Genomic DNA, 22753 nt, shown 5'->3' with positions numbered 1-22753 from the left:
GTTTCACGTGAAACATCAGTTCCGGCGGATGACCGTGTGGCGGGTCGGTCCCTCGCCGTAGGACTCGGAGATCAGGCCCCGCTCCGCCACGATGTCGTGGATGAGCTTGCGCTCGTAGCTGGACATCGACGGCAGCGACGCCTGCGATGCACCCTCATCGAGCTTCGCCACGGCGGAATCGACCAGGCGCTCGAGCTGCGTGCGGCGCGCGTCACGGGATCCGGCGACATCGAGGATCACACGGGAGAACGATCCCGTGCTGCTCTGCACCGCGAGGCGGGTCAGCTCCTGCAGTGCCTGCACCGTCTCGGGGGCCGACAGCAGACGGAGACCGTCCCCCTCCGCCTCGACCGAGACGTACGCCCGTCCCTGCCTGACGTCGAGCGTCAGATCGCCGTCGATGTCGGCGATGTCCAAGAGTCCCTCGATGAAGTCCGCGGCGACATCGCCCTCGTTCTCGAGATCGGACACGGTCGGCTCGGCGAGATCCTGTTCGGTCATGCCATGTCTCCGTTCGGGGTCCTGTCCTGGTCCTTCTTGGCGCGCTTGGCGCTCTTCGGCTGCTGCCGCTTGGGCTGCTGGGCCCGCAGACGCTCCGCGTCCTCGAGCATCTTCTGCTGCTCGGCCTGATACGCGGCCATCGGCACGACCTTGCCATCTGAATTGATCGCCTTACCCTTCCGGGCGAGGCGCTCCTCCCGTGCCTTGGCGGCATCCGATCCGGGCGTCGGCATCTCTCGGAGCACGAGGAACTGCTGGCCCATGGTCCACAGGTTGCTGATGAACCAGTAGATGACCACGCCGAGCGGGAAGAACAGACCGGAGAAGATGAAGCCCAGCGGCAGGATGTAGAGCATGATCTTCTGCATCTGATACGCCTGGCCGGTCTTGGCCTCGGGCGATAGGTTCTTCGAGATGATCTGCAGCTGCGTGAAGAACTGGGATCCGATCATGAGGACGACCAGCACCACGAGGATCGCGACCGTGGTCTCCCAACCGGCCGGCTGCTGCTGCACGGCGTCGGTGAGGCTCGTGTGCAGCGGGGCGACGCCGAACAGCGTGGCGTCGTAGAACTGCTTGGTCAGCTGCTTGGTCAGCAGCCAGACGCCGCCATCGCCCGCGACCGCGTGCTTCTTCACATCGCTCAGCGTGTAGAACATGCCGAGCAGGAAGGGCATCTGCACGAGCAGCGGAAGACAGCTCGACATCGGTGTCGTGCCGTGCCTCTTGTACAGCGCCATGGTCTCGCGACTCATCGCCTCGCGACTCAGCTGATCGCGCTTGCCCTTGTACTTCTCCTGAACTTTCTTTAGTTCAGGGGCAATTTCCATCATCTTGCGCTGGCTCTTGATCTGCCGCACGAAGAGCGGGAAGACCGCCGCGCGGATCACGAGCACGAGCCCGACGATGGACAGCACCCAGGTGAGACCGGCGGCGCCCGGCATGCCGATCGCCGTGAACAGCCAGTGCCAGGCGACGAGGATCGCTTCGACCAGCGCCTTGAACGGCCACATGACGATGCCGAGCAGATCGAAGCCACCGCTCGAGGCAGCGGGCGTCGTTGACGCGGCAAACAGGAGGTCGGAACCCACTGATCAGTCCTTTCGGGAGGGTACGACGAATCCTCGTGGCGTGAGGGCGTGTCGGAAGTCGGAATGCGGTGGCACGTCGTCCACGCCGCCGTGGCTCCAGGGATTGCAGCGCAGGATCCGCCACGCCGAGAGGCCTGCGCCTTTCACCGCGCCGTGCTGCTGCACCGCACCTACAGCGTAGGCGGAACAAGATGGGTAGTACGCACAGACATCGCCGTAGAGCGGTGACACCACCGCTCGATAGGCGGTGAGGAAACCCAGCACGAGGTTGCGGGGTACCAGCGGAACCGCCCGCAGCGCGTCACCGGCGTGCATATGAGCAGTTCCCCGTGAGTATGCGGGCAGCGCGCTCATCGCACACCTCGGTCGACGGCCCGTCCGAGATCCGAGAGCAGATCCACGAAAGGCGCCTCTGCCGCAGAGGGCAGGGCGCGGATGACGATGTCGACGCCGTCGGGCAACGGGAGCTGACGGGCGCATGCGTCCTTCAGGCGTCGCCGGACGGTGTTCCGGATCACTGCGTTTCCCACTTGCTTGCTCACGATGAAGCCGAAGCGCACAGGTCGCTGCTCTCCGGTGTCAAGCACGGAGACGACCAACCGCGGCCCGCCGTATCGCCGCCCGCGTCGAACCACCGTGCGGTAGTCGGACCCGCGGACGAGGCGATGCGGGCGGGCGAGCACGGATTTACGCCGAAAGCTCGGTGCGGCCCTTCTCGCGGCGAGCCGAGAGGATGGCGCGGCCGGCGCGGGTGCGCATGCGGGCACGGAAGCCGTGCTTCTTGGCGCGACGACGGTTGTTGGGCTGGAAAGTGCGCTTGCTCATGATTTCTCCGGGAAGTGAGGCTGTCACCGGGATCGATGCGGCCGGAGACGGTGGACAAAGACTGCCGAAATGGCATAAGTCAACCGATTAAGGCTACGACGTCGACCCCGACATCGCAAACTGAGCAGCCGAAAGGAACATTATCCACATCTGTGGAGGGATCCTTCAACAGGGACACGCCGTGCGTCGTTCCCAGTCACAGGTTGCCCTTGCGGCCCAGTCTGACTACCGTGGCACGAGCAGTTATCCACAGGCAGCGTGTCCAGATCCGCCCGCTGTGCCGAGTCGCCCGGGGGAACCATGTCCGCAGCCGCAGAGTCCGAGGTCCCCATCTGGGACGAACTTCTCGCGGAGCTCGCCCACGATGAACGGGTCACCGCACCCTTGCAGGGCTTCCTCAACCTCGCGGTGCCTGCCGGCGTGATGACGGCCACCCTCTATCTCGAGGTGCCGAACGACCTCACTGCAGGACAGATCAACAAGCGCCTCCGCCTGCCGATCATGGAAGCACTCGCCCGCATCGGCGACGAGGTCACCTCTTTCCGCGTGACCGTCAACCACGACATGGTCGAGCAGCAGACCCTTCCGATCCCGGTCGCCGACTTCGTGCCTGGTCGGCAGGAGCCGTCCCGCATCGACTCCCCCATCGAGCAGCAGCCGACACCGACCCGCCATGAATCACGGTTGAACCCGAAGTACGTCTTCGACAACTTCGTCATCGGTCAGTCCAACCGGTTCGCACACGCCGCCGCCGTCGCCGTGGCCGAAGCGCCCGCGAAGGCATACAACCCGCTGTTCATCTACGGCGGACCCGGACTCGGCAAGACCCATCTGCTGCACGCGATCGGCGACTACGCCCAGTCCCTGTACGCCGGGGTCAAGGTGAGGTACGTGTCGAGCGAGGAGTTCACGAACGACTTCATCAACTCGATCGCGAACAACCGCGGATCCGCCTTCCAGGCGCGCTATCGCGAGGTCGACATCCTGATGATCGACGACATCCAGTTCCTGCAGGGTCGTGCGGAGACCCAGGAGGCGTTCTTCCACACGTTCAACCAGCTGCACGACCACAACAAGCAGGTCGTCATCACGAGCGACCTCCCGCCGAAGCACCTCACCGGCTTCGAGGAGCGGATGCGCAGCCGCTTCGAGTGGGGCCTCATCACCGATGTGCAGGCGCCCGACCTCGAGACGCGCATCGCGATCCTCCGCAAGAAGGCGCAGAGCGAGCAGCTGCACGTTCCGGACGACGTGCTCGAGTACATCGCCACGAAGGTTTCCTCCAACATCCGCGAGCTCGAGGGCGCCCTCATCCGCGCCACCGCGTTCGCGAACCTCAACCGCTCCGCGCTCGACATCGCCACCGCGCAGACCGCCTTGCGCGACATCGTCGACCAGGACGAGGACAGCATCATCTCGCCGACCGACATCATCACGACGACGGCGAACTATTTCAAGCTCTCCGAGGACGACCTGTACGGGTCCAGCCGGTCGCAGCAGATCGCGACCGCGCGGCAGATCGCCATGTACCTCTGCCGCGAGCGGACCAACCTCTCCCTCCCGAAGATCGGCCAACTCTTCGGCAATCGCGACCACACCACAGTGATGTACGCGTACAAGAAGATCAGCGAGCTCATGAAGGAGCGTCGCGCCATCTTCAACCAGGTGACCGAGATCACCGCCCAGCTCAGCCGGCGCTGAGGCGCTCTTCGCTCAGCCCCCTCCGTCCGACCGCAGGAAGGTCGAAGAGGCCCGTTCGGCGACCCGTCGACGATTTCCGCCATCCGCCTCGCCCGGAAGTCCACATGTGGATAACTTGGGGATATCTCGAGTTCCGCACGGCGTGGATTCCCCATCCGGAACCACAACCTGTGGATAACTCGGGGGATCGGATCGGCGAGGGACCCCCCCGAGACCCCACTGTTTCCGCAGGGTCTCCACAACTCACACGTTTGTAGTTCCCTAGAGCCGCAAAGCATCCCCAGAGTTATCCACAGTATCCACAGGCGTTAACACCGTTAAGAACTCCTTTCGAATCTCATTCCATCGATCACCATCCGGTGCCCGGTTGGGGATGGATCCGGTTCCGAAGCACTTGGACCTGGACCTGACGCCGCGTGGCATTAGCATGGGATCCCCTGGTGTGTGCCATGGGGCGGAGAAACATGTCATCCTCCGCATGACGTAGACGGAGGGGCGCCGGTGAGGTTCCAGGTCAATCGCGATGTCTTCAGCGAAGCTGTGTCCTTCGTGGTCAAGCTGCTGCCTCAGCGCAACCCGCAGCCGATCCTGGCCGGAGTTCTGATCGAGGCGGGTGACGAGGGGCTCACACTCTCGGCCTTCGACTACGAGGCCTCCGCACGCACCACGATCGAAGCCACCGTCGACGAACCGGGCACGATCCTCGTGCACGGCCGCCTTCTGTCCGACATCGCCAGTCGTCTGCCCAACGCCCCGATCGAGATCTCTGTCGAGGAGGACGGCGGCATCGCGGTCCGCTGCGGATCCGCCCGCTTCACCCTCGCGGCCATGCCGGTCGAGGAATATCCCTCCATCCCCGAGGTCACCGGCACCAGCGGCGTCGTTCCCGCCGAGGACTTCGGCACCGCGATCGCGCAGGTCGCCTTCGCCGCTTCCCGCGACGACGTGACCCCGGTGCTCACCGGAGTGCAGCTCGAGGTCAGCGAGAACACACTGAGCCTCGTGGCCACCGACCGCTACCGGGTATCGCTCCGGGACGTACCCTGGGACGGCGAAGCCGCGGAGCAGACGGCGCTCGTCCCGGCGCGCACGCTGCAGGAGGTCGGCAAGACCTTCGGTCACGCGGGAACGATCCAGATCTCGTTCTCCGGCGCCGGCGACCGCGAGATCATCGCGTTCACCGCGGGGAACAAGACCGTGACGTCGCTGCTCATCAAGGGAAATTTCCCCCCGGTCAGAAGGCTTTTCCCCGAGCAGACCGACCACCACGCGGTGGTCAGCACGGCTGACCTCACCGAGGCCGTGCGCCGTGTCGCGCTCGTGCTGGACCGCTCCGCTCCGCTGCGGTTCACGTTCGACACCTCGGATGTCACGATGGACGCCTCCGGCGGCGAGCAGGCTCGCGCCTCCGAGTCGGTCGACGCGCACCTCAACGGCGAAGAGGTCACCCTCGGACTGAACCCGCAGTACCTGCTCGAAGCGCTCGGTGCGCTCAAGAGCGAGTTCGTGCGCGTCACGTTCACCTCGTCCGACAACGCGAACAAGCTCAGCCCCGTGCTGATCACGAGCCAGACGTCCGTCGACCAGGCAGGCCTCGACTCGTACAAGTACCTGCTGCAACCGAACCTGCTGCTCCGCTGAGCGGATGAGGCTGGATCCGATCGATCCCGCTCTCGCAGCGCGGATCGTGGCGCGCGATGAGCGGGTCGGGGACGACTGGCATCCGGAGTACCCGTTCGAGGACGAGCTCGTGCCGCTGCGTTCACTCGCCTCCCGCGAGCGGGCGGATCCGGTCTTCACGCTCCACGTCATCCGCGATGACGCAGGCGTCGCGGTCGGCGGCTTCGGATTCTTCGGGCCGCCGGACGAGACGGGAACGGTCGAGTTCGGCTACGGACTCGTCCCCTCCGCCCGCGGACGAGGTCTCGCCACCGCCGCTGTCGCCGCGGGACTGCGGCTCGCGGCCGCTCACGGCGCGGTCCGCGCGATCGCCGACACCGATGAGGCGAACCTCGCTTCACTCGCGGTCCTGCAGCGGGCAGGCATGAGCGAGATCCGCCGCGAGGGCGGCATGGTCTACGTCGCTCGCGGCCTCTGAGAGGGCACTTCCCGGCAGAACTCGGTGTCGGGGCCCGCGGGTAAGGTTGCTCTGGTGATTGTGGAGCATCTCAGCCTCGTGGATTTCCGCAATTACGCGACCGCCGAACTCACCCTGCACCGCGGCCCGAACGTACTCGTCGGCCGCAACGGTCAGGGCAAGACGAACCTCGCCGAGGCGATCGTGTTCCTCGCCACGCTCGGCTCGCACCGGGTGTCTTCGGATGCGCCCATGGTGCGCGACGGCCACGATGCAGCGATCGTTCGAGCCAGGCTCGCACATGGGCAAAGAAAAGTCCTGATCGAGGTGCAGATCAATCGTCAGGGATCGAACAAGGCGCGCATCAACGGCGCGCCAGGTCGCACGGCGGACCTGCCCCGGTACGCGCATGTCGTGCTGTTCGCGCCGGAGGATCTGCAGATCGTACGAGGGGATCCGTCCGCTCGACGCCGGTTCGCTGATCAGCTGCTGATCCAGCGCACCCCGCGAATGTCGGCCGTGCTCGGAGACTACGACCGGGTGCTGCGCCAGCGCACCGCACTGCTGAAGTCCGCGCGTGCCAGAGGGATGAAGGCCGAGGCTCTGACGACGCTCGACGTCTGGGACGACAAGCTCATCGCACTCGGATCCGAGATCATCGACGCGAGATCCCGGCTCGCTGCCGACTTGCAGCCAGGTCTCGCCGGCGCCTACTCGGCGATCGCGGGGGCGGACCATGATCCCCGCCTGAACTGGGCCCAGTCGATCCGCGGCGGCGACCCGGAGGAGGGCGACGCCCTTCGACAGGCGCAGGGACCGGATCACGATGCCGAAGCCGGATCCACAGCCGAGCTCTTCCGCAACGCCCTCGTCGCCAAGCGCGCGGCCGAGCTCGAGCGCGGGCTGACCCTGGTCGGGCCGCACCGGGACGACCTCGTGCTGCGGGTGCGCGACCTTCCGGTGAAGGGATACGCCTCACACGGGGAATCCTGGTCGATCGCGCTCGCTCTGCGTCTGGCCTCCGCCGAGCTGCTGCGCGCGGAGTCCCCTGCGGGGGATCCGGTCCTCATCCTCGACGACGTGTTCGCCGAGCTCGACGCCGAGCGCCGCCGCCGTCTCGCCGGGATCACGGCGGGATACGAGCAGGTGCTGGTGACCGCCGCGGTCGAGGAGGACATCCCCGAGGTGCTGCACCGCCATGTGGTCCGGGTCTCGGCCGGCACGATCATGGACGAACGCGAGGTTCGGGGCGCAGAATCGACGTTTGGGGCGCAGGAACCCACGGATTCAGGGAAGGACGCGCCCCAAAACGAAGAAGTGCGCCCCGAAACGGCGGCAACGGCGCAGGATGACGGACAGGAGGTGACCGATGATCGACGCTGAACGCTCCGAGCCCGACGTCCCGGAGACCATCGCGACCTACCTCCGGCTGCGGGGATTGAAGCCCAGCTCGAAGAACTGGAAGCGCAAGAAGCGTCTCGTCGACGACGAGAATGCGCCGTTCACCGCGGGCCGGGATCCGGGCACGCTCGGCGATGTCCTCGCGAAACTCACCAAGGATGCGGGCTGGGAGGCGGCGCTGAGCCGCGAGGATCTGGTGCTCCAATGGGCGGAGCTGGCCGGCCCTGACACCGCGAAGCACTCCGAGCCGGTGTCGCTCGATGGCGGCATGCTCACCGTCAAGTGCGATTCGACGGCGTGGGCGAAGAACCTGCAGTACATGCGCGCGGTGATCATCACCGAGATCGGGCGTCGGTATCCGGAGGCCGGTGTGCAGAACCTCCGCTTCGTCGGCCCGGACGTCCCTTCGTGGAAATGGGGCCCCAGAGTCGCTCCAGGGCGGGGTCCGCGCGATACCTACGGTTAGGACATGATCCATCCCGTCCCAGGGACTTCAGGCGCGCAGAAGCGCGTACAACGAGACAGGAAGGGGTCCTTTCCGATAGACTGAGGGTCTAGATCTTCGATGTGGAGCCTCCTCTCAGATGACGCCTGAAACCCCCTCTGACGCGAACGAATCGACCGCGAACGACTCGACCCAGACGGGGGCAGAAGCACCCGGATCCGCGACGACGCCGAGCGAGCCCGCCCTGGCGGCGAAGCCTGCCGCAGAAGTGGAATACGGTGCCGACTCGATCCAGATCCTCGAGGGTCTCGAGGCGGTGCGCAAGCGCCCCGGCATGTACATCGGCTCGACCGGACCACGCGGTCTGCACCACCTGGTCTACGAGATCGTCGACAACTCCGTCGACGAGGCGCTCGCCGGCTACGCCGACAAGATCCTCGTCACGCTGCTGGCCGACGGCGGCGTCCGAGTCATCGACAACGGCCGTGGAATCCCGGTCGACCCGCACTCCTCCGACCCGACCAAGTCGACGGTGGAGGTCGTGCTGACGATCCTGCACGCCGGCGGCAAGTTCGGCGGCGGCGCCTACGCCGTCTCCGGCGGTCTGCACGGCGTCGGATCCTCCGTGGTCAACGCCCTCTCGACCCGGTTCGACGTCGAGGTCAAGCAGAAGGGCTTCGTCTGGCGACACCGGTTCGCCGACGGCGGCGCCCCTCAGCAGCAGCTCGAGAAGGGCGAGGCGACCGACGAGACCGGAACCACCATCACGTTCTGGCCCGATGCGGAGATCTTCACCGAGACCGTCGAGTTCGAGTACGACACCCTGCGCACCCGCTTCCAGCAGATGGCCTTCCTGAACAAGGGCCTGCGGATCGAGCTGCTCGACGAGCGCGAGGGCGCCACGGTCGACGAGGAGGTCGACGGCACCGTCGTCACCCACCAGCGCGCCGACGTCTTCTTCTACGAGCGTGGTCTCGTGGACTACGTCGAGTACCTCAACCACGTGCGCAAGGCCGATGTCGTCAACGACGAGATCATCGCGTTCGAGTCGGAGGACACCGCGCGCAAGATCTCACTCGAGGTCGCGATGCAGTGGACCACCGGATACACCGAGAACGTGTTCACCTACGCCAACACGATCAACACGCACGAGGGCGGCACCCACGAGGAAGGCTTCCGCGCGGCGCTGACGACGCTCGTCAACCGCTACGCGCGCGCCAACAACATCCTCAAGGAGAAGGACGACAACCTCACCGGCGACGACGTGCGCGAGGGACTCACCGCGGTCATCTCGATCAAGCTCGGCGAGCCGCAGTTCGAGGGCCAGACCAAGACGAAGCTCGGCAACACCGAGGCGAAGGCCTTCACCCAGAAGGTGGTCGGCGACCAGCTCGGCGACTGGTTCGAGCGCAACCCGAAGCAGGCAAAGAACGTCGTGACGAAGGCCGTCGAGGCCGCGACCGCCCGCATGGCGGCCCGCAAGGCGCGCGAGACCGCGCGGCGCAAGAGCGTCTTCGAGTCTGCTGCGATGCCCGACAAGCTCAAGGACTGCACGAGCAAGGATCCGTCGATCAGCGAGATCTTCCTGGTGGAGGGCGACTCGGCCGGCGGTTCGGCCGTGCAGGGTCGCGACCCGCACACCCAGGCGATCCTGGCGCTGCGCGGCAAGATCCTCAACGTCGAGCGCGCGCGCCTGGACAAGGCTCTCGCCAACAAAGAGGTCCAGGCGATGATCCAGGCCTTCGGCACCGGCATCGGCGAGGACTTCGACCTCGGCAAAGCGCGCTATCACAAGATCGTGCTCATGGCGGATGCCGACGTCGACGGCCAGCACATCACCACGCTGCTGCTGACGCTGCTGTTCCGCTACATGCGCGGGCTCATCGAGGCCGGCTTCGTGTTCCTCGCGATGCCGCCGCTGTACCGCCTGAAGTGGACGAACTCGCCGCACGAGTACGTGTACTCGGACGCGGAGCGCGACGCCCTCCTCAACGACGGCCTCGCGAACGGCAAGCGGATCCCCAAGGAAGCGGGCATCCAGCGCTACAAGGGTCTCGGCGAGATGAACGCCAAGGAGCTGTGGGAGACCACGATGGATCACAGCACGCGTACGCTCCGCCAGATCACGATCGACGACGCCGCAGCCGCCGACGAGATCTTCAGCGTGCTGATGGGCGAGGACGTCGAGTCCCGCCGCAGCTTCATCCAGCGCAACGCCAAGGACGTCCGCTTCCTCGACATCTGATCCGCACGCTCCACGACAGCGGCGATCCACACGAGAGATTGATTCATGACTGACGACACTTCGACAGGCTCAGTGACCGGCCCCGACGGGCATAACCACGGCAAGATCGACCAGGTCGACCTGCAGTCGGAGATGCAGCGGTCCTACCTCGACTACGCGATGGCGGTCATCGTCGGCCGCGCGCTCCCCGATGTGCGCGACGGGCTCAAGCCCGTGCACCGCCGAGTGATCTACGGCATGTACGACGGCGGATTCCGCCCCGACAAGTCGTTCTCCAAGTGCGCCCGCGTCGTCGGCGAGGTCATGGGGCAGTACCACCCGCACGGCGACTCGGCGATCTACGACACCCTCGTGCGCCTCGTGCAGCCGTGGTCGCTGCGTTACCCGCTCGCGCTCGGACAGGGCAACTTCGGTTCCCCTGGCAACATGGGCGCCGCGGCCCCGCGATACACCGAGACCAAGATGGCCCCGCTCGCGCTGGAGATGGTGCGCGACATCGAAGAGGCCACGGTCGACTTCTCGCCGAACTACGACGGCCAGACCGAGGAACCCGACGTCCTGCCGGCGCGGTTCCCGAACCTTCTCGTGAACGGCTCGATCGGCATCGCGGTCGGCATGGCCACGAACATCCCGCCGCACAACCTGCGCGAGGTCTCGGAGGCCGCGCTCTGGGCGCTGCAGAACCCCGGCCTTCCGCGGGAGGAGCTGCTCGAGGGCCTGATCCAGCGGATTCCGGGGCCGGACTTCCCGACCGGCGCGCAGATCCTCGGCACGAAGGGGGTCCAGGAGGCGTACCGCACCGGACGCGGATCCATCACGATGCGCGCGGTCGTCGGCGTCGAGGAGATCCAGGGCCGCACGTGCCTCGTGATCACCGAGCTGCCGTACCAGGTGAACCCCGACAACCTCGCGGTGAAGATCGGCGACCTGGCCCGGGACGGCAAGATCACGGGCATCGCCGACATCCGCGACGAGTCCAGCGACCGAACCGGCCAGCGTCTGGTGATCGTGCTCAAGCGCGACGCGGTCGCGAAGGTCGTGCTGAACAACCTGTACAAGCACACGCAGCTGCAGGACAACTTCGGCGCCAACATGCTCGCGATCGTCGACGGCGTGCCGCGCACGCTCGCGCTCGACGGCTTCATCACGCACTGGCTCGACCACCAGATCGACGTCATCGTGCGCCGCACGAAGTTCCGCCTGGCCAAGGCCGAGGCGCGCATGCACATCCTGCAGGGCTACCTCAAGGCGCTCGACGCGCTGGACGAGGTCATCGCCCTGATCCGCCGCTCGCCCACCGCGGCGGAGGCGAACGAGGGCCTGCAGCGCCTCCTCGACATCGATGACGAGCAGGCGCAGGCGATCCTCGACATGCAGCTGCGCCGCCTCGCGGCGATGGAGCGCCAGAGGATCATCGACGAGGCGAACGAGCTCGAAGTGCGAATCGCCGACTACAAGGAGATCATCGCCGACGAGGGCCGCCAGCGTGCGATCATCCGCGAGGAGCTCACCGCGATCGTCGACCGCTTCGGCGATGACCGTCGCACCCACATCCTGCACGGCTTCGACGGCGACGTCTCGATGGAAGACCTCATCGCCGAGGAGGAGATGGTCATCACGGTCACCCGTGACGGCTACATCAAGCGCACGCGCAGCGACAACTACCGATCGCAGCACCGCGGCGGCAAGGGCGTCAAGGGCGCACAGCTGCGCGCAGACGACCTCGTCGAGCACTTCTTCGTGACCACCACGCACCACTGGCTGCTGTTCTTCACGGACAAGGGCCGGGTCTACCGCACCAAGGCGTATGAGATCCCCGAGGCCGGCCGCGACGCGAAGGGCCAGCACGTCGCGAACCTGCTCGCGCTGCAGCCGGACGAGAAGATCGCGCAGATCCTCGACATCCGCGACTACGACGCGGCGCAGTATCTGGTGCTCGCCACGCGCGGCGGCCTGGTGAAGAAGAGCCGCCTGCACGACTACGACACCAACCGTCAGGGCGGGGTCATCGCGATCCGCCTTCGTGAGGATGACGAGCTCGTCAGTGCCTTCCTCGCCGACGCCACCGACGACGTCCTGCTGATCAGCCGGCACGGCATGTCGGTGCGCTTCCAGGCCACCGACGAGGCGCTGCGTCCGATGGGGCGCGCGACCGAGGGCGTCAAGGGCATGCGGTTCAACGGGGCGGACAGCCTGCTCTCCGCGTCGCTCGTCACCGGTGACGGCTTCGTCTTCGTGGTCACCGACGGCGGCTACGCGAAGCGCACTTCCGTCGACGAATACCGGGTGCAGGGCCGCGGCGGCCAGGGCATCAAGGTCGCGAAACTGAACGATGACCGGGGCATTCTGGCGGGGGGTCTGATCGTCCAGGAGGACGATGAGGTCCTTGTGGTTCTTGCCAGCGGCAAGGTGGTACGCTCTGCCGTGGCCGAGGTGCCGGCGAAGGGTCGCAACACCATGGGCGTCGTCTTCGCGAGGGCCGCAGAGGACGATCGGATCCTCGCGATAGCCCGGAACACCGAGCGCGGCCTTGCCGACAATGACGAGTCCGAGGACTCCGGCGCGGCACCCGAGACAGAATCCCCCGAAGCCCCCGAAGGAACTGACGCATGAGCACGGTAGCCGACAAGCTCGCGAAGAAGTCTTCCCGTAAGACCTCCAGCAAGCAGGTGCGCCTGCGCCTGGTCTACATCGACTTCTGGTCGGCTGTGAAGCTGTCCTTCCTCGGTGCGATCGCCATCGCGATCGTGACGCTGGTCTCGTTCCTGCTCATCTACCTGGTGCTGGACGCCACGCAACTGATCGCCAAGGCGGACGAGTTCGTCGCCGGCATCGCCGACGGCGCCAAGCTGAGCGCCGTCATCGGACTGCCGCAGGTGCTGGCGTTCGGATCCGTCGTCGCGATCCTCAACCTCATCGTTTTCACGGTGCTCGGCGCGATCGTCGCCGGCATCTACAACCTTGCGGTCAAGGTCACCGGCGGACTGCTGGTCGGCTTCACCTCGAACTGACGCTTTCAGCGCGAAGGCCCGGATCCTCGGATCCGGGCCTTCGCGGTTCCTGAGCGAGCGCAGCGAGACGAAGGGCGCTCAGGAACCGAAGGGAGATGACGGGACTGGTCAGACGACTCCGGTGGCTCCGAGCAGCGTGCCGATGAGCCACGTCGCAACGAGGGCCAGCGCCCCTCCGATGACCAGCCGAATCGAGGCGCGCACCGGGTTCGAACCGCCGATCCGTGCCGAGAGAAAGCCCGTCGCCGCGAGGGCGATCAGCACCGCGACGAACGTGACCGGCACCCGCCAGCCCACTGGCGGCAGCAGGATCGCGAGCAGCGGCAGGATCGCCCCGACCGTGAACGCGATCGCAGAGGACATCGCCGCGTGCCATGGATTGACGAGGTCGTCCTGGTCGATGCCGAGCTCGACCTCGAGATGCGCCGCCAGAGCATCGTGGGCGGTGAGCTCCACGGCGACCCGCTGCGCGGTGTCGTCGCTCAGACCGCGCTGGCGATACAGCTCGGTGAGTTCGGCGAGCTCCGCCTCGGGCATGGTGCGCAGCTCCTCGCGCTCCTTCGCGATGAGGGCGTGCTCGCTGTCGCGCTGGCTGCTCACCGAGACGTACTCGCCGAGCGCCATCGAGATCGCGCCGCCGATCAGGCCGGCGAGGCCCGCGACGAGCAGCGCGGCGTTGTCGGTCGTCGCGCCGGCCACTCCGACCACGAGCGAGGCGACGGAGACGATGCCGTCGTTCGCGCCGAGCACTCCGGCGCGCAGCCAGTTCAGACGCTGCCCGAGGCCCGTGCCGTGGGGTTCGTGCGGATGCAGTGCAGTCACGTCGTCTCACTCCGTTCGCCGAGGACATCGATGGGTCCACGTAAGCACCTGTGCGCACCGGAGTCCATCAAGGCAAGGCATGCATAACCGGGATCCTTACGGAAACCCCGAAGCGGATCACCCGGATTCCTCCGTTCCGCGCTCACGAGCGCGCCCCTAGCGTGGAGGTATGAGCACAGCACCGTCCTACTCCCCGCCCCCCGCGACAGGTCCTGTCGCGGCGGCGGCGCGCACCCCTGTGCGCCTGTTCCTCACGATCCTCGAGCTCGCCGCGCTCGGCGTGGTCGGATCCGGTGTGATGGGCATCCTCGGAGGGGGCCTGGGGCTCGGCTTCGGTCTCAGCTTCATCGGCGTCGGCGTGATCGTGCTCGTGGGTCTGGTCTACGCGGTGTTCGGCGTCGCCTGGTTCGAGATCGCCCGGCTGAACGGGCTGTACGGGTTCGACCTCCCGGCTCTGCGCTGGCGTGCGGTCGACCACCCCGGCTTCGGCGGCTGGCTGCTCTCGCTGTGGCGTCAGGCCTACAACGGCCGGATGTGGCGGGCACTGGCCAACTTCGCGATCGCCTGCGCTCTCGGATCCCTGGTGCTGCGGCTCATGGCCTGGTTCGGCTGGTCGGCGGTCACGGCCTTCGCACCGCTCTTCACGTCGGGTGAGGTCGACACCGGCTGGGGTACGAGGTATCCGAGCGCCTGGGCTCCGCTCATCGGTGCCGCGGGTGCCGCGGCCGGCATCGTCGGCATCATCAGCGTGGCTCTGCTGCACCGGGTGATCTCGCGCGGCATCGTGGCCACTCCCGATCGCAACCTCGACCTCAGCGAGCAGGTGCGCACGACCACCGCCCAGCGTGCGGGCGCAGTGCGCGCGGCGGACGTCGAGCGCACCCGCATCGAGCGGGATCTGCACGACGGCGTCCAGCCTCGCCTCGTCTCCGTCGGCATGACCCTCGGGATGGCGCAGCAGAAGATCGACTCGGATCCGGAGGCAGCCAAGGCCCTCATCGCCGAGGCGCACACCTCGACGAAGGCCGCGATCACCGAGCTGCGCCAGCTCGCCCGCGGAATACACGCGTCGGTGCTCGACGACCGCGGACTGGACGCGGCGTTGTCCGCCCTGGCCGGGCGCTCCCCCGTGCCGGTCGTGCTCGACGTGCGGCTCAGCGGGCGATGCTCGCGCGATGCCGAGGCCGCGGTGTACTTCACCATCGCGGAATCGCTCACCAACGCGGCCAAGCACTCCAGGGCCAGCGAATGCCGGGTCGTCGTGCGTGTGCGCGACGGAGGAACGCTCTGGGCACGGGTCGAGGACAACGGCATCGGCGGCGCGACCGTGCTGCCCGGCGGCGGCCTCGACGGGATCGGCAACCGCGTGCTCGCGGCCGGCGGCGCGTTCCGCCTGGACAGCCCCGCGGGCGGTCCGACCAGCCTGGAGGTGAGCGTCCCGTGCGCATCCTGACCCGCTCGCCTCTCGACCAGCACCACGACGCCGCCCCGAAGGAGCGCATCTCATGAGGATCCTGATCTGCGAGGACTCGGTTCTGCTCCGGGAGGGACTCGTGCGGCTCCTCGAGGACGCCGGTCACACGGTCGTCGCCGCGCTCCCCGATGCGACCGACCTCGACGAGAGCGTCGACGCCACCGATCCGGAGCTCTGCATCCTCGACGTCAGGCTCCCGCCGACGTTCGTGGACGAGGGGATCCGCGCGGCGCTGTCACTGCGAAAGCGACTCCCGCAGCTCCCGCTGCTCGTGCTCTCCCAGTATGTCGAGGAGCGCTATGCGCGCGACTTGATCATCGCGCAGGGATCGGCGGGTCCGCTCGGCTATCTCCTGAAGGATCGAGTGGCCGACGTCTCCGAGTTCATTGAGTCGGTCGCGCGCATCGCGTCCGGATCCACGGTGCTGGACCCGGAGGTGGTGGCGCAGCTGCTCACACGTCGCAACCAGGACGACCGCATGCAGAGCCTCACTGAGAGGGAGCGCACGGTGCTCGCTCTGATCGCGGAGGGCAAGTCGAACCAGGCCATCGCGGCCACGCTGTTCCTCTCCGAGGCCAGCGTCGAGAAGCACATCACCGCCATCTTCCAGAAGCTCGGACTCGAGCCCGACGAGTCCGGCAACCGCCGGGTGCTCGCCACGATCGCCCACATCTCCAATGCCGGTCTGAACGGCACACAGACAGGAACGAACCGATGACGAACCTCACCCCTCTGAGCGCCCCGGAGCACGACCCGACCCGCGCATCAGCGTCGAACGGTCCGGATCCTCTCGCATCCGCTCCCGCTCCTGCAGCGAACCCGGGCCCGAGCCCGAGCCGGGGGACGCTGACCGCGATCACGATCGCCGCGGCGATCATCGGCGGCGGGGCGCTGGTCACGGTCGGCGGCGGGTCCGCTCTCGCGGCCGTCACTCAGGTCGCGTCGAGCGACGGCTCGGCGGCGCGCAGCACCAGCGTCGACACGACGGGCGTCACCGGCCTGAAGGTCGAGGTAGGGCGCGGCTCGGCCACGATCCGCTTCGACGATGTGAACGAGGCCACCATGCAGGTCAGCGGCACCGGCAGCAGCGACTGGACGGTGCGTCGCGACGGCGATGTACTGCGGGTCGACCGCCCCAACGGGCCGTTCGGCTGGTGGATCGGCGGTTGGTTCGGCATCGATCCGCAGATGACGCTCACGCTCCCCCGGGAGCTGGAGGGCGAGCTGACCGCTGATCTGCAGCTGGATGCCGGTACTCTCTCGGCCGAAGGCCGTTTCGACACCTTGACCACAAGGGTGAACGCCGGCTCGCTGTCGCTCGACGGGGGCGCGAAGACCGTGACCACCCAGGTGAATGCGGGATCCGCCACGCTGCGCCTGGAGGACGTCACCACCGCGGACCTGTCGATGTCGGCGGGAGAGCTGAACGCGACGATCTCGGGCCGCCAGCCGGATGACATCGTCCTGGACGTGAGCGCCGGATCCATGGACGTGACGGTGCCGACAGGGCGCTATGCGCTCATGAAGGACTCGTCGGCGGGCACCATCGACGCCCGGCTCCAGACGGATCCGTCCTCGACCCACCGCATCGGTGCGCGTCTGTCCGCCGGCAGCATCACCCTGCGCGAGGGCAGCTGAGCTCCGCTCGATTTCGTGATCGTGTCAACGTCCGGTAAAGTCTTGGAGGTTGATAAGGGGCTATAGCTCAGGCGGTTAGAGCGCTTCACTGATAATGAAGAGGTCCCAGGTTCAAGTCCTGGTAGCCCCACCGACATGTGAGCGGATCCGAGAAATCGGATCCGCTCATTCGGTCGAAACCCGTCGAAATATCGACACGGGGCCTTAGCTCAGTTGGTAGAGCGCCTGCTTTGCAAGCAGGATGTCAGGAGTTCGAATCTCCTAGGCTCCACAACACAGTGAACGGGTTGGATGCATATCCAACCCGTTCTTGCTTCCCACGGACACAGCCGCTCAAACCGAATCCGGCGAGCTTCGCGAACTTCACCGTCGGCAAGACTCTCGCAGTGGATCTGGGCCTCTGCGTGTCCTCATCGCATCCGAGGGGACAGCGGCCCGTGCTTGTCAAGGGTCTGGTGCTGACCCCGAAACGGCGTGATCCTTCGAGCGTACCCAGCGACCGCACGGCGTTCCGTGTGGAGGAAGAGAGCGAAATGGGAAAGTACTTTGTCTGGCTCGGTATCGGCGTGGTCGCGATGGTGGCCTACTTCTACGGTGCGAAGGCGGGTCGCGGTCGGTACCGCGACATCAGAGCGAGCATCGATGCCATGTGGAACGACCCCAAGGTGAAGAAGGCCCGCAAGAAGGCACTCAAACGAGCGGAAGCAGCCGCTCGATCCGCCATGAAGCAAGTCAAGAAGAGCGGGTCGCAGCGATGACGGAATCAGGGCACGAGGCGGGCGACATGGGTCGGGCCGCCGCCGACGCGGTGCAGGACGTCGCGGACAAGGCCGCCGATGCGGCGAACAGCACCGTCTCGACGGTGTCCGAGGCCACGTCGCACGTGGTGGACGTCGCGGCGGGCGCGGTCACGGGCGCGATCGACGCCACTCGCCAGGAAGTCGTCGCAGGAGTGCGCCAGGCCACGGAGTACGTCGGCGACGTCGGCGACAGAGCGGTCACCCACGTGAAACATCATCCGACGCGCACGGTCCTGCTCGTGGCTGCCTGCGCGGCCATCGTCGGATTCGCCATGGGTGCGGTGACCACGAAACGCAGGTGACGGTCGTCTCGGCGGCGGATGATGAATGCCTGGGGGGATAGTGTGCGCGACATGAGCCTGCAGCGGATCTCCCACACACGCCCCTTGGTGGGCCGGCGTCGGGAGAGTTCGTGACTGCCGGGCTCATCGCAGGGCACAGCGTGCCGCACGCTCTTCGATCGACCGATCGGTCCGTGAGTCGGGCGGAACGACGAACAGGGGAGGCCACGTGACCGACGAATTGACAGGGGAAGCGCTCGTCGCACGACGGGCGCGTGTCGCCGAAGCCAACCGGCGGTTCGGGAAGGTGCTCAGCATCATCGGAGCCGTGCTCTCTGCCGTTGCACTGGTGCTCCTGATCGGGGGCGGGCTCCTCATGACCGCGATCGCGGGCGGCCGGGATGACTCCTCGCTCGACGGTCTGCGCGCGTCGGCCGCCGTCGCAATGGGTGCGGCGCCCGGTGTGATCCTGCTGCTTGCGATGTGCGGGCTGGTCGCGGGCGAGCAGCTGCGCAGAGGCGCCATGACACGCAACCCCGCCCCGTCGGATGCCCGCCGTTCTTCCGCGAGCATGGTCTCCCGGTTCAGAGTGCTCTCGATCGGCTGGCACATCTTCTGGATCGTCGTCGGCCTCGTGATCTCGTTCGTCCTCGTGGGGCTGCCGATGATCTCCTGGTTCACCGGCGGTTGGCCGGCCGATATCGGAGGCGAGAACGACTTCTCGCACTACTGGGTCATCTATGGCTCGATCAGCTTCGGTGTGACCGTCGCGGCGATCACCTCGCTGATCAAGAAGCTCGCGTATCAACGGGCCGTCGCCGCCGGGAGGACCCGGCCCGGTGTGGATGCCCCCGGACGCCGGTTCTGGCGCTTCTTCGACTACCGCTGGCGCTTCGATCTCTGGCTGGCCGGCCTCGGGGGCGTCGACCTGGTGCTCGCGATGACGCCACTGTCCTCCGCCGTTGCCCCTGGTTCGGCCGTGACGGAGGTCGCCGGCGCGATGCCATGGGTGATCGCGTTCCTCTTGCTCGGCGCCGTTCTGATCGTTGCCGGGATCGCCTCAGCGATGAACTTCTGGCGAGCGGGTGAGGAGTTGGGTTCCGGGGAATCAGCCGCCTAGGCCGACCCGACGAGCGGTACATCGGCTGAGCGGCGGATCACACGACCGCTTCGGCGAGCGTCGAGGACGATGCCGCCATGCGCGGGGCACCCGCGATGACGCGCTGCCATGAGCCGGCGAGGATCTCCACGGCGCGTTCGAGCTCGCGCGGCTCCGTGGTGAACGGGATGCGCAGGTGGCGCTCCTGACCGCCCTCCACGGCGAACCGCGGGCCCGCGCTGAGGTGCAGTCCGTGCGACGCGGCATCGATCACGAGCGCCGAGCTGAGCGGCGCGCCCAGCCCGGCCCAGATCGCGACGCCGCCGTGCACCTGCGGCACGGACCAATCCGGCAGCTCCCGGACGAGAGCCGTGGTGAGGGCGTCCCTGCCCGCGCCGAGCAGAGCCGCACGCTGCGGCAGGATCTCGTCGAGGCGGTGCACGATGCGGGTGGCGACGGCCTGCTCGAGGTCCGGTGTACCCAGGTCGTGCGTCGGGCGGGCGGCGCGCAGACGGCGGATCACGTCGTCCGCCGCGCGGATCCAGCCGATCCGCAACCCTCCCCAGACCGACTTGCCGAGCGACCCGACCCGGATCGTCCCGGTGTCCGTCGCGCCCAGCGGCTGCAAGCGCGCAACGCCGTCGATGTCGAGGTCGGCCGTGGTCTCGTCGATGAGCAGGAAGGAGCCGGCGTCGTGCGCGGCGCGTTCGAACACCGCACGCTCCTCGACGGTCATCGAACGCCCTGTCGGGTTCTGGAACTCCGGCATCAGGTACGCGAGCACGGGCCTGGCGCGGGCGAAGGCCTGTGCGGCGCGATCCAGATCCCACCCGTGCGCGGTCTCGACGGGCACGCCGACGAGGCGGGCACCCACACGACGGAACGTCTCCATGGCGTGCGGATAGCTGGGGGTCTCCAGGAGCACGCGATCGGCCCGGCGCAGAAGGGTCGAAGCGATGAGGTTGAGCGCCTGCTGCGCTCCGGTGGTCACCATGATCTGCGCGGGCGAGGTCGGGATCCCGAGCAGGGCGTAGCGGTCGGCGATCGCGGACCGAAGCTCGGCGTGCCCGAGGATGTCGTACCCCGCGCGCGAGACGAGCGCGGTGGCCGACGCGGCGGTCTCGGCGATCACGCCGGGCAAACCTGGCCAGGCGGGCGGGCTGGCCTGCTGCAGGTCGATGCCCTCGCGGTCGAACCAGCGCGCCGACGTGGTGCGCCCGAGCGGCCTGGTCACGCTGCCCGACCCCTGCCGGCTCACGATGTGCCCGGTGGCGCGGAGGCCGCGGTAGGCCGCGGCGACCGTGGTGCGGCTCACACCGAGAGCCGCCGCGAGCTCGCGCTCGGCGGGCAGCGCCGTCTCCGGGGCGATCCGGTTGTCGAGGCAGAGCAGGCGGATGCCGTCGGCGAGGGCGTCGAAGGCAGGTTCGCTCGTGCGCCACAGCCCGAGCAGCTCGACGAGGGCGCGCGCGGAGAGACGGGAGTCCATCAGGCCAGCCTAGGGTGATTGGACTGTTCGCAACAGGCCAGTTGGGGATCATCATGGATCCATGACAAGACGCGTGCTGCAACTGCTGGTCGGGCTCGTGCTCTACGGCTTCGGCTGCGGACTCACGATCGTCGCCGGGCTGGGCGTGGATCCGTGGACGGTGTTCGCCGAGGGACTCGCGCTGCGCACCGGCATCGGCGTCGGCTGGATCACGAACATCGTCGGGCTGCTGGTGCTGCTGCTGTGGATCCCGCTGCGGCAGAAACCTGGCGTCGGCACGCTCCTGAACGTGCTGCTCGTGGGCACCGCGATCCAGGCGACCGTCACCGTCATCCCTCCCGTACACGGCCTCCTCGTGCAGGTGCTCGTGCTCGTCGCCGGCGTCCTCGTGGTCGCCCTCGCCAGCGGGCTCTACATCGGCGCGCGTTTCGGACCCGGACCGCGCGACGGTCTGATGACCGGGATGAACGCGCGTCTCGGCTGGCCGATCTGGGTGTCGCGCCTGTCGGTCGAGCTCACCGTGCTCGCGATCGGATGGCTGCTCGGCGGAACGGTCGGCGTCGGCACCGTCGTGTTCGCGCTCGGAATCGGTCCGCTCGTGCACATCGCGCTGCCCCTGCTTGACACGGCGCGGACGGGCCGGCGAGGTCGTGCCGAGACGGAGACACCGGAGATCCGCACGCGGATCCAGGAGGATGCCCGGCTCCCCCGCCCGATTCTGCAACGCGGCGGCATCGCGACGCACGACGACTCACGTGCCCTCGGCGATCTGCGGGCTGCGCGTGATCGCAGCGACTGGTGAGGGATCGCACAGTTCGAACCTGCATGATGGGTGCATGACGGCGAGACGTGGAGTGTGGTCCTTCGCGATAGCCGCCGTGGTCCTGGCAGCGGCCTTCGTGGCGACGTACGTGTTCTTCGTGCGCACCTATGTCGGGCAGATCGTCGACGAGCGGGCCTTCGTGGGGGCGTCCACGCAGCATGACCTGGTCTACCGCCTGACCGGCATGGTGCTCGGCAATGTTCCGACCATCGCGATCGGCGGGGGCATTCTCCTCACGCTCGTCATCGGCCTGGTCACGCGACGGTTCCGGCACCTGCTGGTCGCGCTCGCCGTGGGAGGGATCGCGGTGGTCGCCGCGGAACTCGCCAAGCACGTGTTCCTGGAGCGTGCCGAGACCGGCGCCACCGATCTGCTCGGAAATTCATTCCCGTCCGGGCATGCGACGGTCGCTTCTGCGGCAGCATTCGCCATCTTCCTCGTGTGCCGGCCGCGATGGCGCCCGTTGGCAGCGGTGCTGGGCGGCGCGTTCGCCGTGGTCACCGGGATCCTGCTCGTGATCCAGCAGTGGCACCGGCCGAGCGACGTGGTCGCCGCCTTCATGCTCGTGGCGGCATGCGGCTGCATCGGCGGAATCGCTCTGCTGCTCTGGCGTGTGCCGGAGGCCGTGCCGCCAGCCCGCCGGCTTCCGGCGCTGTGGTGGATCGCGGGGGTGAGCGCGCTCGCCTCCGGCGTCGCGTTCGTCATCATCTTCATCACCGTGCAGAACCACGGCAGCCATCTGCAGATCGCCTACGCCGGCGGGGGCGCGGCGATCCTCGCTGTCGGGAGCGCTCTGGCCGCCGCGGGGAACGCGGTCTTCCGACGCATTTCCTGACACGGATCCGAGAGCCTCGCTCGGTGTTCTCGGCGGGACGGGGAGGGCCTCTGGAATATCGGCGGATGCTTTCCGGCGGCGGCCGGGATGTGGCGTCGCCGGTCTCGGGAAAACAACCGGTGAACAGCCGGTATCGCGGGGATGACGCCGGTCGCACCTCGCGCAGCGGGACGATTTCCGCATTCACCGAGTAATCCA

The 22753-nt window shown here is 67.4% G+C and carries 23 protein-coding genes and 2 tRNA genes; 18 read left to right on the top strand and 7 right to left on the bottom strand.

The window, feature by feature from the left end:
- Positions 1 to 15 precede the first annotated feature (15 nt).
- From AC1DG4_RS00830 to rpmH, 5 genes are read right to left on the bottom strand one after another with little or no spacing between them, the layout of a single operon-like run.
- Positions 16 to 501 (bottom strand): Jag family protein, encoded by a 486-nt coding sequence (locus tag AC1DG4_RS00830; RefSeq protein WP_477377817.1) that lies wholly within the window; start codon positions 499 to 501, stop codon positions 16 to 18.
- Entirely contained in the window at positions 498 to 1592 is a 1095-nt protein-coding gene (yidC, locus tag AC1DG4_RS00825; protein ID WP_477377819.1) for a membrane protein insertase YidC, read from the bottom strand. Before yidC ends, AC1DG4_RS00830 begins: the two co-directional genes overlap by 4 nt.
- Positions 1593 to 1595: 3 nt before the next feature.
- Positions 1596 to 1946, bottom strand: coding sequence for a membrane protein insertion efficiency factor YidD (gene yidD / locus AC1DG4_RS00820; RefSeq protein ID WP_477377821.1), 351 nt, complete (start codon positions 1944 to 1946; stop codon positions 1596 to 1598).
- Positions 1943 to 2275, bottom strand: a complete 333-nt coding sequence (rnpA, locus tag AC1DG4_RS00815) for a ribonuclease P protein component (protein WP_477377823.1) — start codon at positions 2273 to 2275, stop codon at positions 1943 to 1945. The genes yidD and rnpA overlap by 4 nt, the downstream gene beginning before the upstream one ends.
- A 4-nt stretch (positions 2276 to 2279) precedes the next feature.
- The gene (rpmH, locus tag AC1DG4_RS00810; RefSeq protein ID WP_477377825.1) at positions 2280 to 2417 is read right to left on the bottom strand and encodes a 50S ribosomal protein L34; all 138 of its coding nucleotides are present in this window, start codon (positions 2415 to 2417) and stop codon (positions 2280 to 2282) included.
- Positions 2418 to 2717: 300 nt separating this feature from the next.
- On the opposite strand from rpmH, the gene dnaA reads away from it, so the two are divergent.
- The 8 genes from dnaA (at position 2718) to AC1DG4_RS00770 (ending at position 13297) form a co-directional block, all read left to right on the top strand.
- A complete protein-coding gene (dnaA, locus tag AC1DG4_RS00805) occupies positions 2718 to 4118 on the top strand; it encodes a chromosomal replication initiator protein DnaA (RefSeq protein WP_477377827.1) in 1401 nt (466 codons plus the stop codon).
- Between the two features lie 501 nt (positions 4119 to 4619).
- Positions 4620 to 5759 carry a DNA polymerase III subunit beta gene (dnaN, locus tag AC1DG4_RS00800; protein ID WP_045271324.1) on the top strand — a complete coding sequence of 380 codons (1140 nt, stop codon included), beginning with the start codon at positions 4620 to 4622 and terminating at the stop codon, positions 5757 to 5759.
- A gap of 4 nt (positions 5760 to 5763) precedes the next feature.
- Positions 5764 to 6216: a GNAT family N-acetyltransferase gene (locus tag AC1DG4_RS00795; protein ID WP_477377829.1), complete on the top strand. Its 453-nt coding sequence runs from the start codon at positions 5764 to 5766 to the stop codon at positions 6214 to 6216.
- A gap of 54 nt (positions 6217 to 6270) precedes the next feature.
- The gene (gene recF / locus AC1DG4_RS00790; protein WP_477377831.1) at positions 6271 to 7578 is read left to right on the top strand and encodes a DNA replication/repair protein RecF; all 1308 of its coding nucleotides are present in this window, start codon (positions 6271 to 6273) and stop codon (positions 7576 to 7578) included.
- On the top strand, positions 7565 to 8062 hold the full coding sequence (locus AC1DG4_RS00785) for a DciA family protein (RefSeq protein WP_477377833.1): 498 nt from the start codon (positions 7565 to 7567) through the stop codon (positions 8060 to 8062). The genes recF and AC1DG4_RS00785 overlap by 14 nt, the downstream gene beginning before the upstream one ends.
- 118 nt (positions 8063 to 8180) lie before the next feature.
- Positions 8181 to 10286, top strand: coding sequence for a DNA topoisomerase (ATP-hydrolyzing) subunit B (gyrB, locus tag AC1DG4_RS00780; RefSeq protein WP_477377835.1), 2106 nt, complete (start codon positions 8181 to 8183; stop codon positions 10284 to 10286).
- A 45-nt stretch (positions 10287 to 10331) separates the two neighbouring features.
- Complete coding sequence (gene gyrA / locus AC1DG4_RS00775) at positions 10332 to 12899, top strand: DNA gyrase subunit A (RefSeq protein WP_477377837.1); 2568 nt, start codon at positions 10332 to 10334, stop codon at positions 12897 to 12899.
- On the top strand, positions 12896 to 13297 hold the full coding sequence (locus tag AC1DG4_RS00770; protein WP_477377839.1) for a DUF3566 domain-containing protein: 402 nt from the start codon (positions 12896 to 12898) through the stop codon (positions 13295 to 13297). Before gyrA ends, AC1DG4_RS00770 begins: the two co-directional genes overlap by 4 nt.
- Before the next feature lie 108 nt (positions 13298 to 13405).
- Here AC1DG4_RS00770 and AC1DG4_RS00765 read toward each other — a convergent pair whose 3' ends face one another.
- A complete protein-coding gene (locus AC1DG4_RS00765) occupies positions 13406 to 14119 on the bottom strand; it encodes a VIT1/CCC1 transporter family protein (protein WP_477377841.1) in 714 nt (237 codons plus the stop codon).
- 169 nt (positions 14120 to 14288) lie between these two features.
- On the opposite strand from AC1DG4_RS00765, the gene AC1DG4_RS00760 reads away from it, so the two are divergent.
- The 8 genes from AC1DG4_RS00760 (at position 14289) to AC1DG4_RS00725 (ending at position 19432) form a co-directional block, all read left to right on the top strand.
- Positions 14289 to 15572, top strand: a complete 1284-nt coding sequence (locus tag AC1DG4_RS00760) for a sensor histidine kinase (protein WP_477377843.1) — start codon at positions 14289 to 14291, stop codon at positions 15570 to 15572.
- A gap of 52 nt (positions 15573 to 15624) precedes the next feature.
- Positions 15625 to 16311 (top strand): LuxR C-terminal-related transcriptional regulator, encoded by a 687-nt coding sequence (locus AC1DG4_RS00755; protein WP_477377845.1) that lies wholly within the window; start codon positions 15625 to 15627, stop codon positions 16309 to 16311.
- Positions 16308 to 17231, top strand: a complete 924-nt coding sequence (locus AC1DG4_RS00750) for a DUF4097 family beta strand repeat-containing protein (RefSeq protein ID WP_477377846.1) — start codon at positions 16308 to 16310, stop codon at positions 17229 to 17231. The genes AC1DG4_RS00755 and AC1DG4_RS00750 overlap by 4 nt, the downstream gene beginning before the upstream one ends.
- Positions 17232 to 17287: 56 nt before the next feature.
- Positions 17288 to 17361: transfer RNA gene (locus tag AC1DG4_RS00745), tRNA-Ile, on the top strand.
- A 68-nt stretch (positions 17362 to 17429) separates the two neighbouring features.
- Positions 17430 to 17502: transfer RNA gene (locus AC1DG4_RS00740), tRNA-Ala, on the top strand.
- Between the two features lie 115 nt (positions 17503 to 17617).
- Entirely contained in the window at positions 17618 to 17989 is a 372-nt protein-coding gene (locus tag AC1DG4_RS00735) for a hypothetical protein (RefSeq protein WP_477377848.1), read from the top strand.
- A complete protein-coding gene (locus AC1DG4_RS00730; RefSeq protein ID WP_477377850.1) occupies positions 17986 to 18333 on the top strand; it encodes a hypothetical protein in 348 nt (115 codons plus the stop codon). The genes AC1DG4_RS00735 and AC1DG4_RS00730 overlap by 4 nt, the downstream gene beginning before the upstream one ends.
- Positions 18334 to 18541: 208 nt before the next feature.
- Positions 18542 to 19432, top strand: a complete 891-nt coding sequence (locus AC1DG4_RS00725) for a hypothetical protein (RefSeq protein ID WP_477377852.1) — start codon at positions 18542 to 18544, stop codon at positions 19430 to 19432.
- 37 nt (positions 19433 to 19469) lie between these two features.
- Here AC1DG4_RS00725 and yczR read toward each other — a convergent pair whose 3' ends face one another.
- Entirely contained in the window at positions 19470 to 20897 is a 1428-nt protein-coding gene (yczR, locus tag AC1DG4_RS00720) for a MocR-like transcription factor YczR (RefSeq protein WP_477377854.1), read from the bottom strand.
- A gap of 61 nt (positions 20898 to 20958) precedes the next feature.
- Here yczR and yczE point away from each other — a divergent pair, with 61 nt between their 5' ends.
- Both yczE and AC1DG4_RS00710 read left to right on the top strand, forming a co-directional pair.
- Complete coding sequence (gene yczE / locus AC1DG4_RS00715) at positions 20959 to 21699, top strand: membrane protein YczE (protein ID WP_477377856.1); 741 nt, start codon at positions 20959 to 20961, stop codon at positions 21697 to 21699.
- Positions 21700 to 21733: 34 nt separating this feature from the next.
- Positions 21734 to 22555, top strand: a complete 822-nt coding sequence (locus AC1DG4_RS00710) for a phosphatase PAP2 family protein (RefSeq protein WP_477377858.1) — start codon at positions 21734 to 21736, stop codon at positions 22553 to 22555.
- The last annotated feature ends 198 nt before the right edge of the window (positions 22556 to 22753 follow it).

The organism is Microbacterium sp. 05N427 (genome assembly GCF_056397105.1).
This window is presented reverse-complemented; position numbering and strand designations above follow the sequence as displayed.

Excerpts from the sequence above, each read along its gene's own strand:
- AC1DG4_RS00760 (WP_477377843.1), top strand. The coding sequence starts at position 14,289 with ATGAGCACAGCACCGTCCTACTCCCCGCCCCCCGCGACAGGTCCTGTC.
- yczE (WP_477377856.1), top strand. The coding sequence starts at position 20,959 with ATGACAAGACGCGTGCTGCAACTGCTGGTCGGGCTCGTGCTCTACGGC.
- AC1DG4_RS00750 (WP_477377846.1), top strand. The coding sequence starts at position 16,308 with ATGACGAACCTCACCCCTCTGAGCGCCCCGGAGCACGACCCGACCCGC.
- yidD (WP_477377821.1), bottom strand. The coding sequence starts at position 1,946 with ATGAGCGCGCTGCCCGCATACTCACGGGGAACTGCTCATATGCACGCC.
- AC1DG4_RS00730 (WP_477377850.1), top strand. The coding sequence starts at position 17,986 with ATGACGGAATCAGGGCACGAGGCGGGCGACATGGGTCGGGCCGCCGCC.
- AC1DG4_RS00795 (WP_477377829.1), top strand. The coding sequence starts at position 5,764 with ATGAGGCTGGATCCGATCGATCCCGCTCTCGCAGCGCGGATCGTGGCG.
- AC1DG4_RS00755 (WP_477377845.1), top strand. The coding sequence starts at position 15,625 with ATGAGGATCCTGATCTGCGAGGACTCGGTTCTGCTCCGGGAGGGACTC.
- AC1DG4_RS00710 (WP_477377858.1), top strand. The coding sequence starts at position 21,734 with ATGACGGCGAGACGTGGAGTGTGGTCCTTCGCGATAGCCGCCGTGGTC.
- gyrA (WP_477377837.1), top strand. The coding sequence starts at position 10,332 with ATGACTGACGACACTTCGACAGGCTCAGTGACCGGCCCCGACGGGCAT.
- dnaA (WP_477377827.1), top strand. The coding sequence starts at position 2,718 with ATGTCCGCAGCCGCAGAGTCCGAGGTCCCCATCTGGGACGAACTTCTC.
- yczR (WP_477377854.1), bottom strand. The coding sequence starts at position 20,897 with ATGGACTCCCGTCTCTCCGCGCGCGCCCTCGTCGAGCTGCTCGGGCTG.
- AC1DG4_RS00770 (WP_477377839.1), top strand. The coding sequence starts at position 12,896 with ATGAGCACGGTAGCCGACAAGCTCGCGAAGAAGTCTTCCCGTAAGACC.
- AC1DG4_RS00830 (WP_477377817.1), bottom strand. The coding sequence starts at position 501 with ATGACCGAACAGGATCTCGCCGAGCCGACCGTGTCCGATCTCGAGAAC.
- AC1DG4_RS00785 (WP_477377833.1), top strand. The coding sequence starts at position 7,565 with ATGATCGACGCTGAACGCTCCGAGCCCGACGTCCCGGAGACCATCGCG.
- rpmH (WP_477377825.1), bottom strand. The coding sequence starts at position 2,417 with ATGAGCAAGCGCACTTTCCAGCCCAACAACCGTCGTCGCGCCAAGAAG.
- gyrB (WP_477377835.1), top strand. The coding sequence starts at position 8,181 with ATGACGCCTGAAACCCCCTCTGACGCGAACGAATCGACCGCGAACGAC.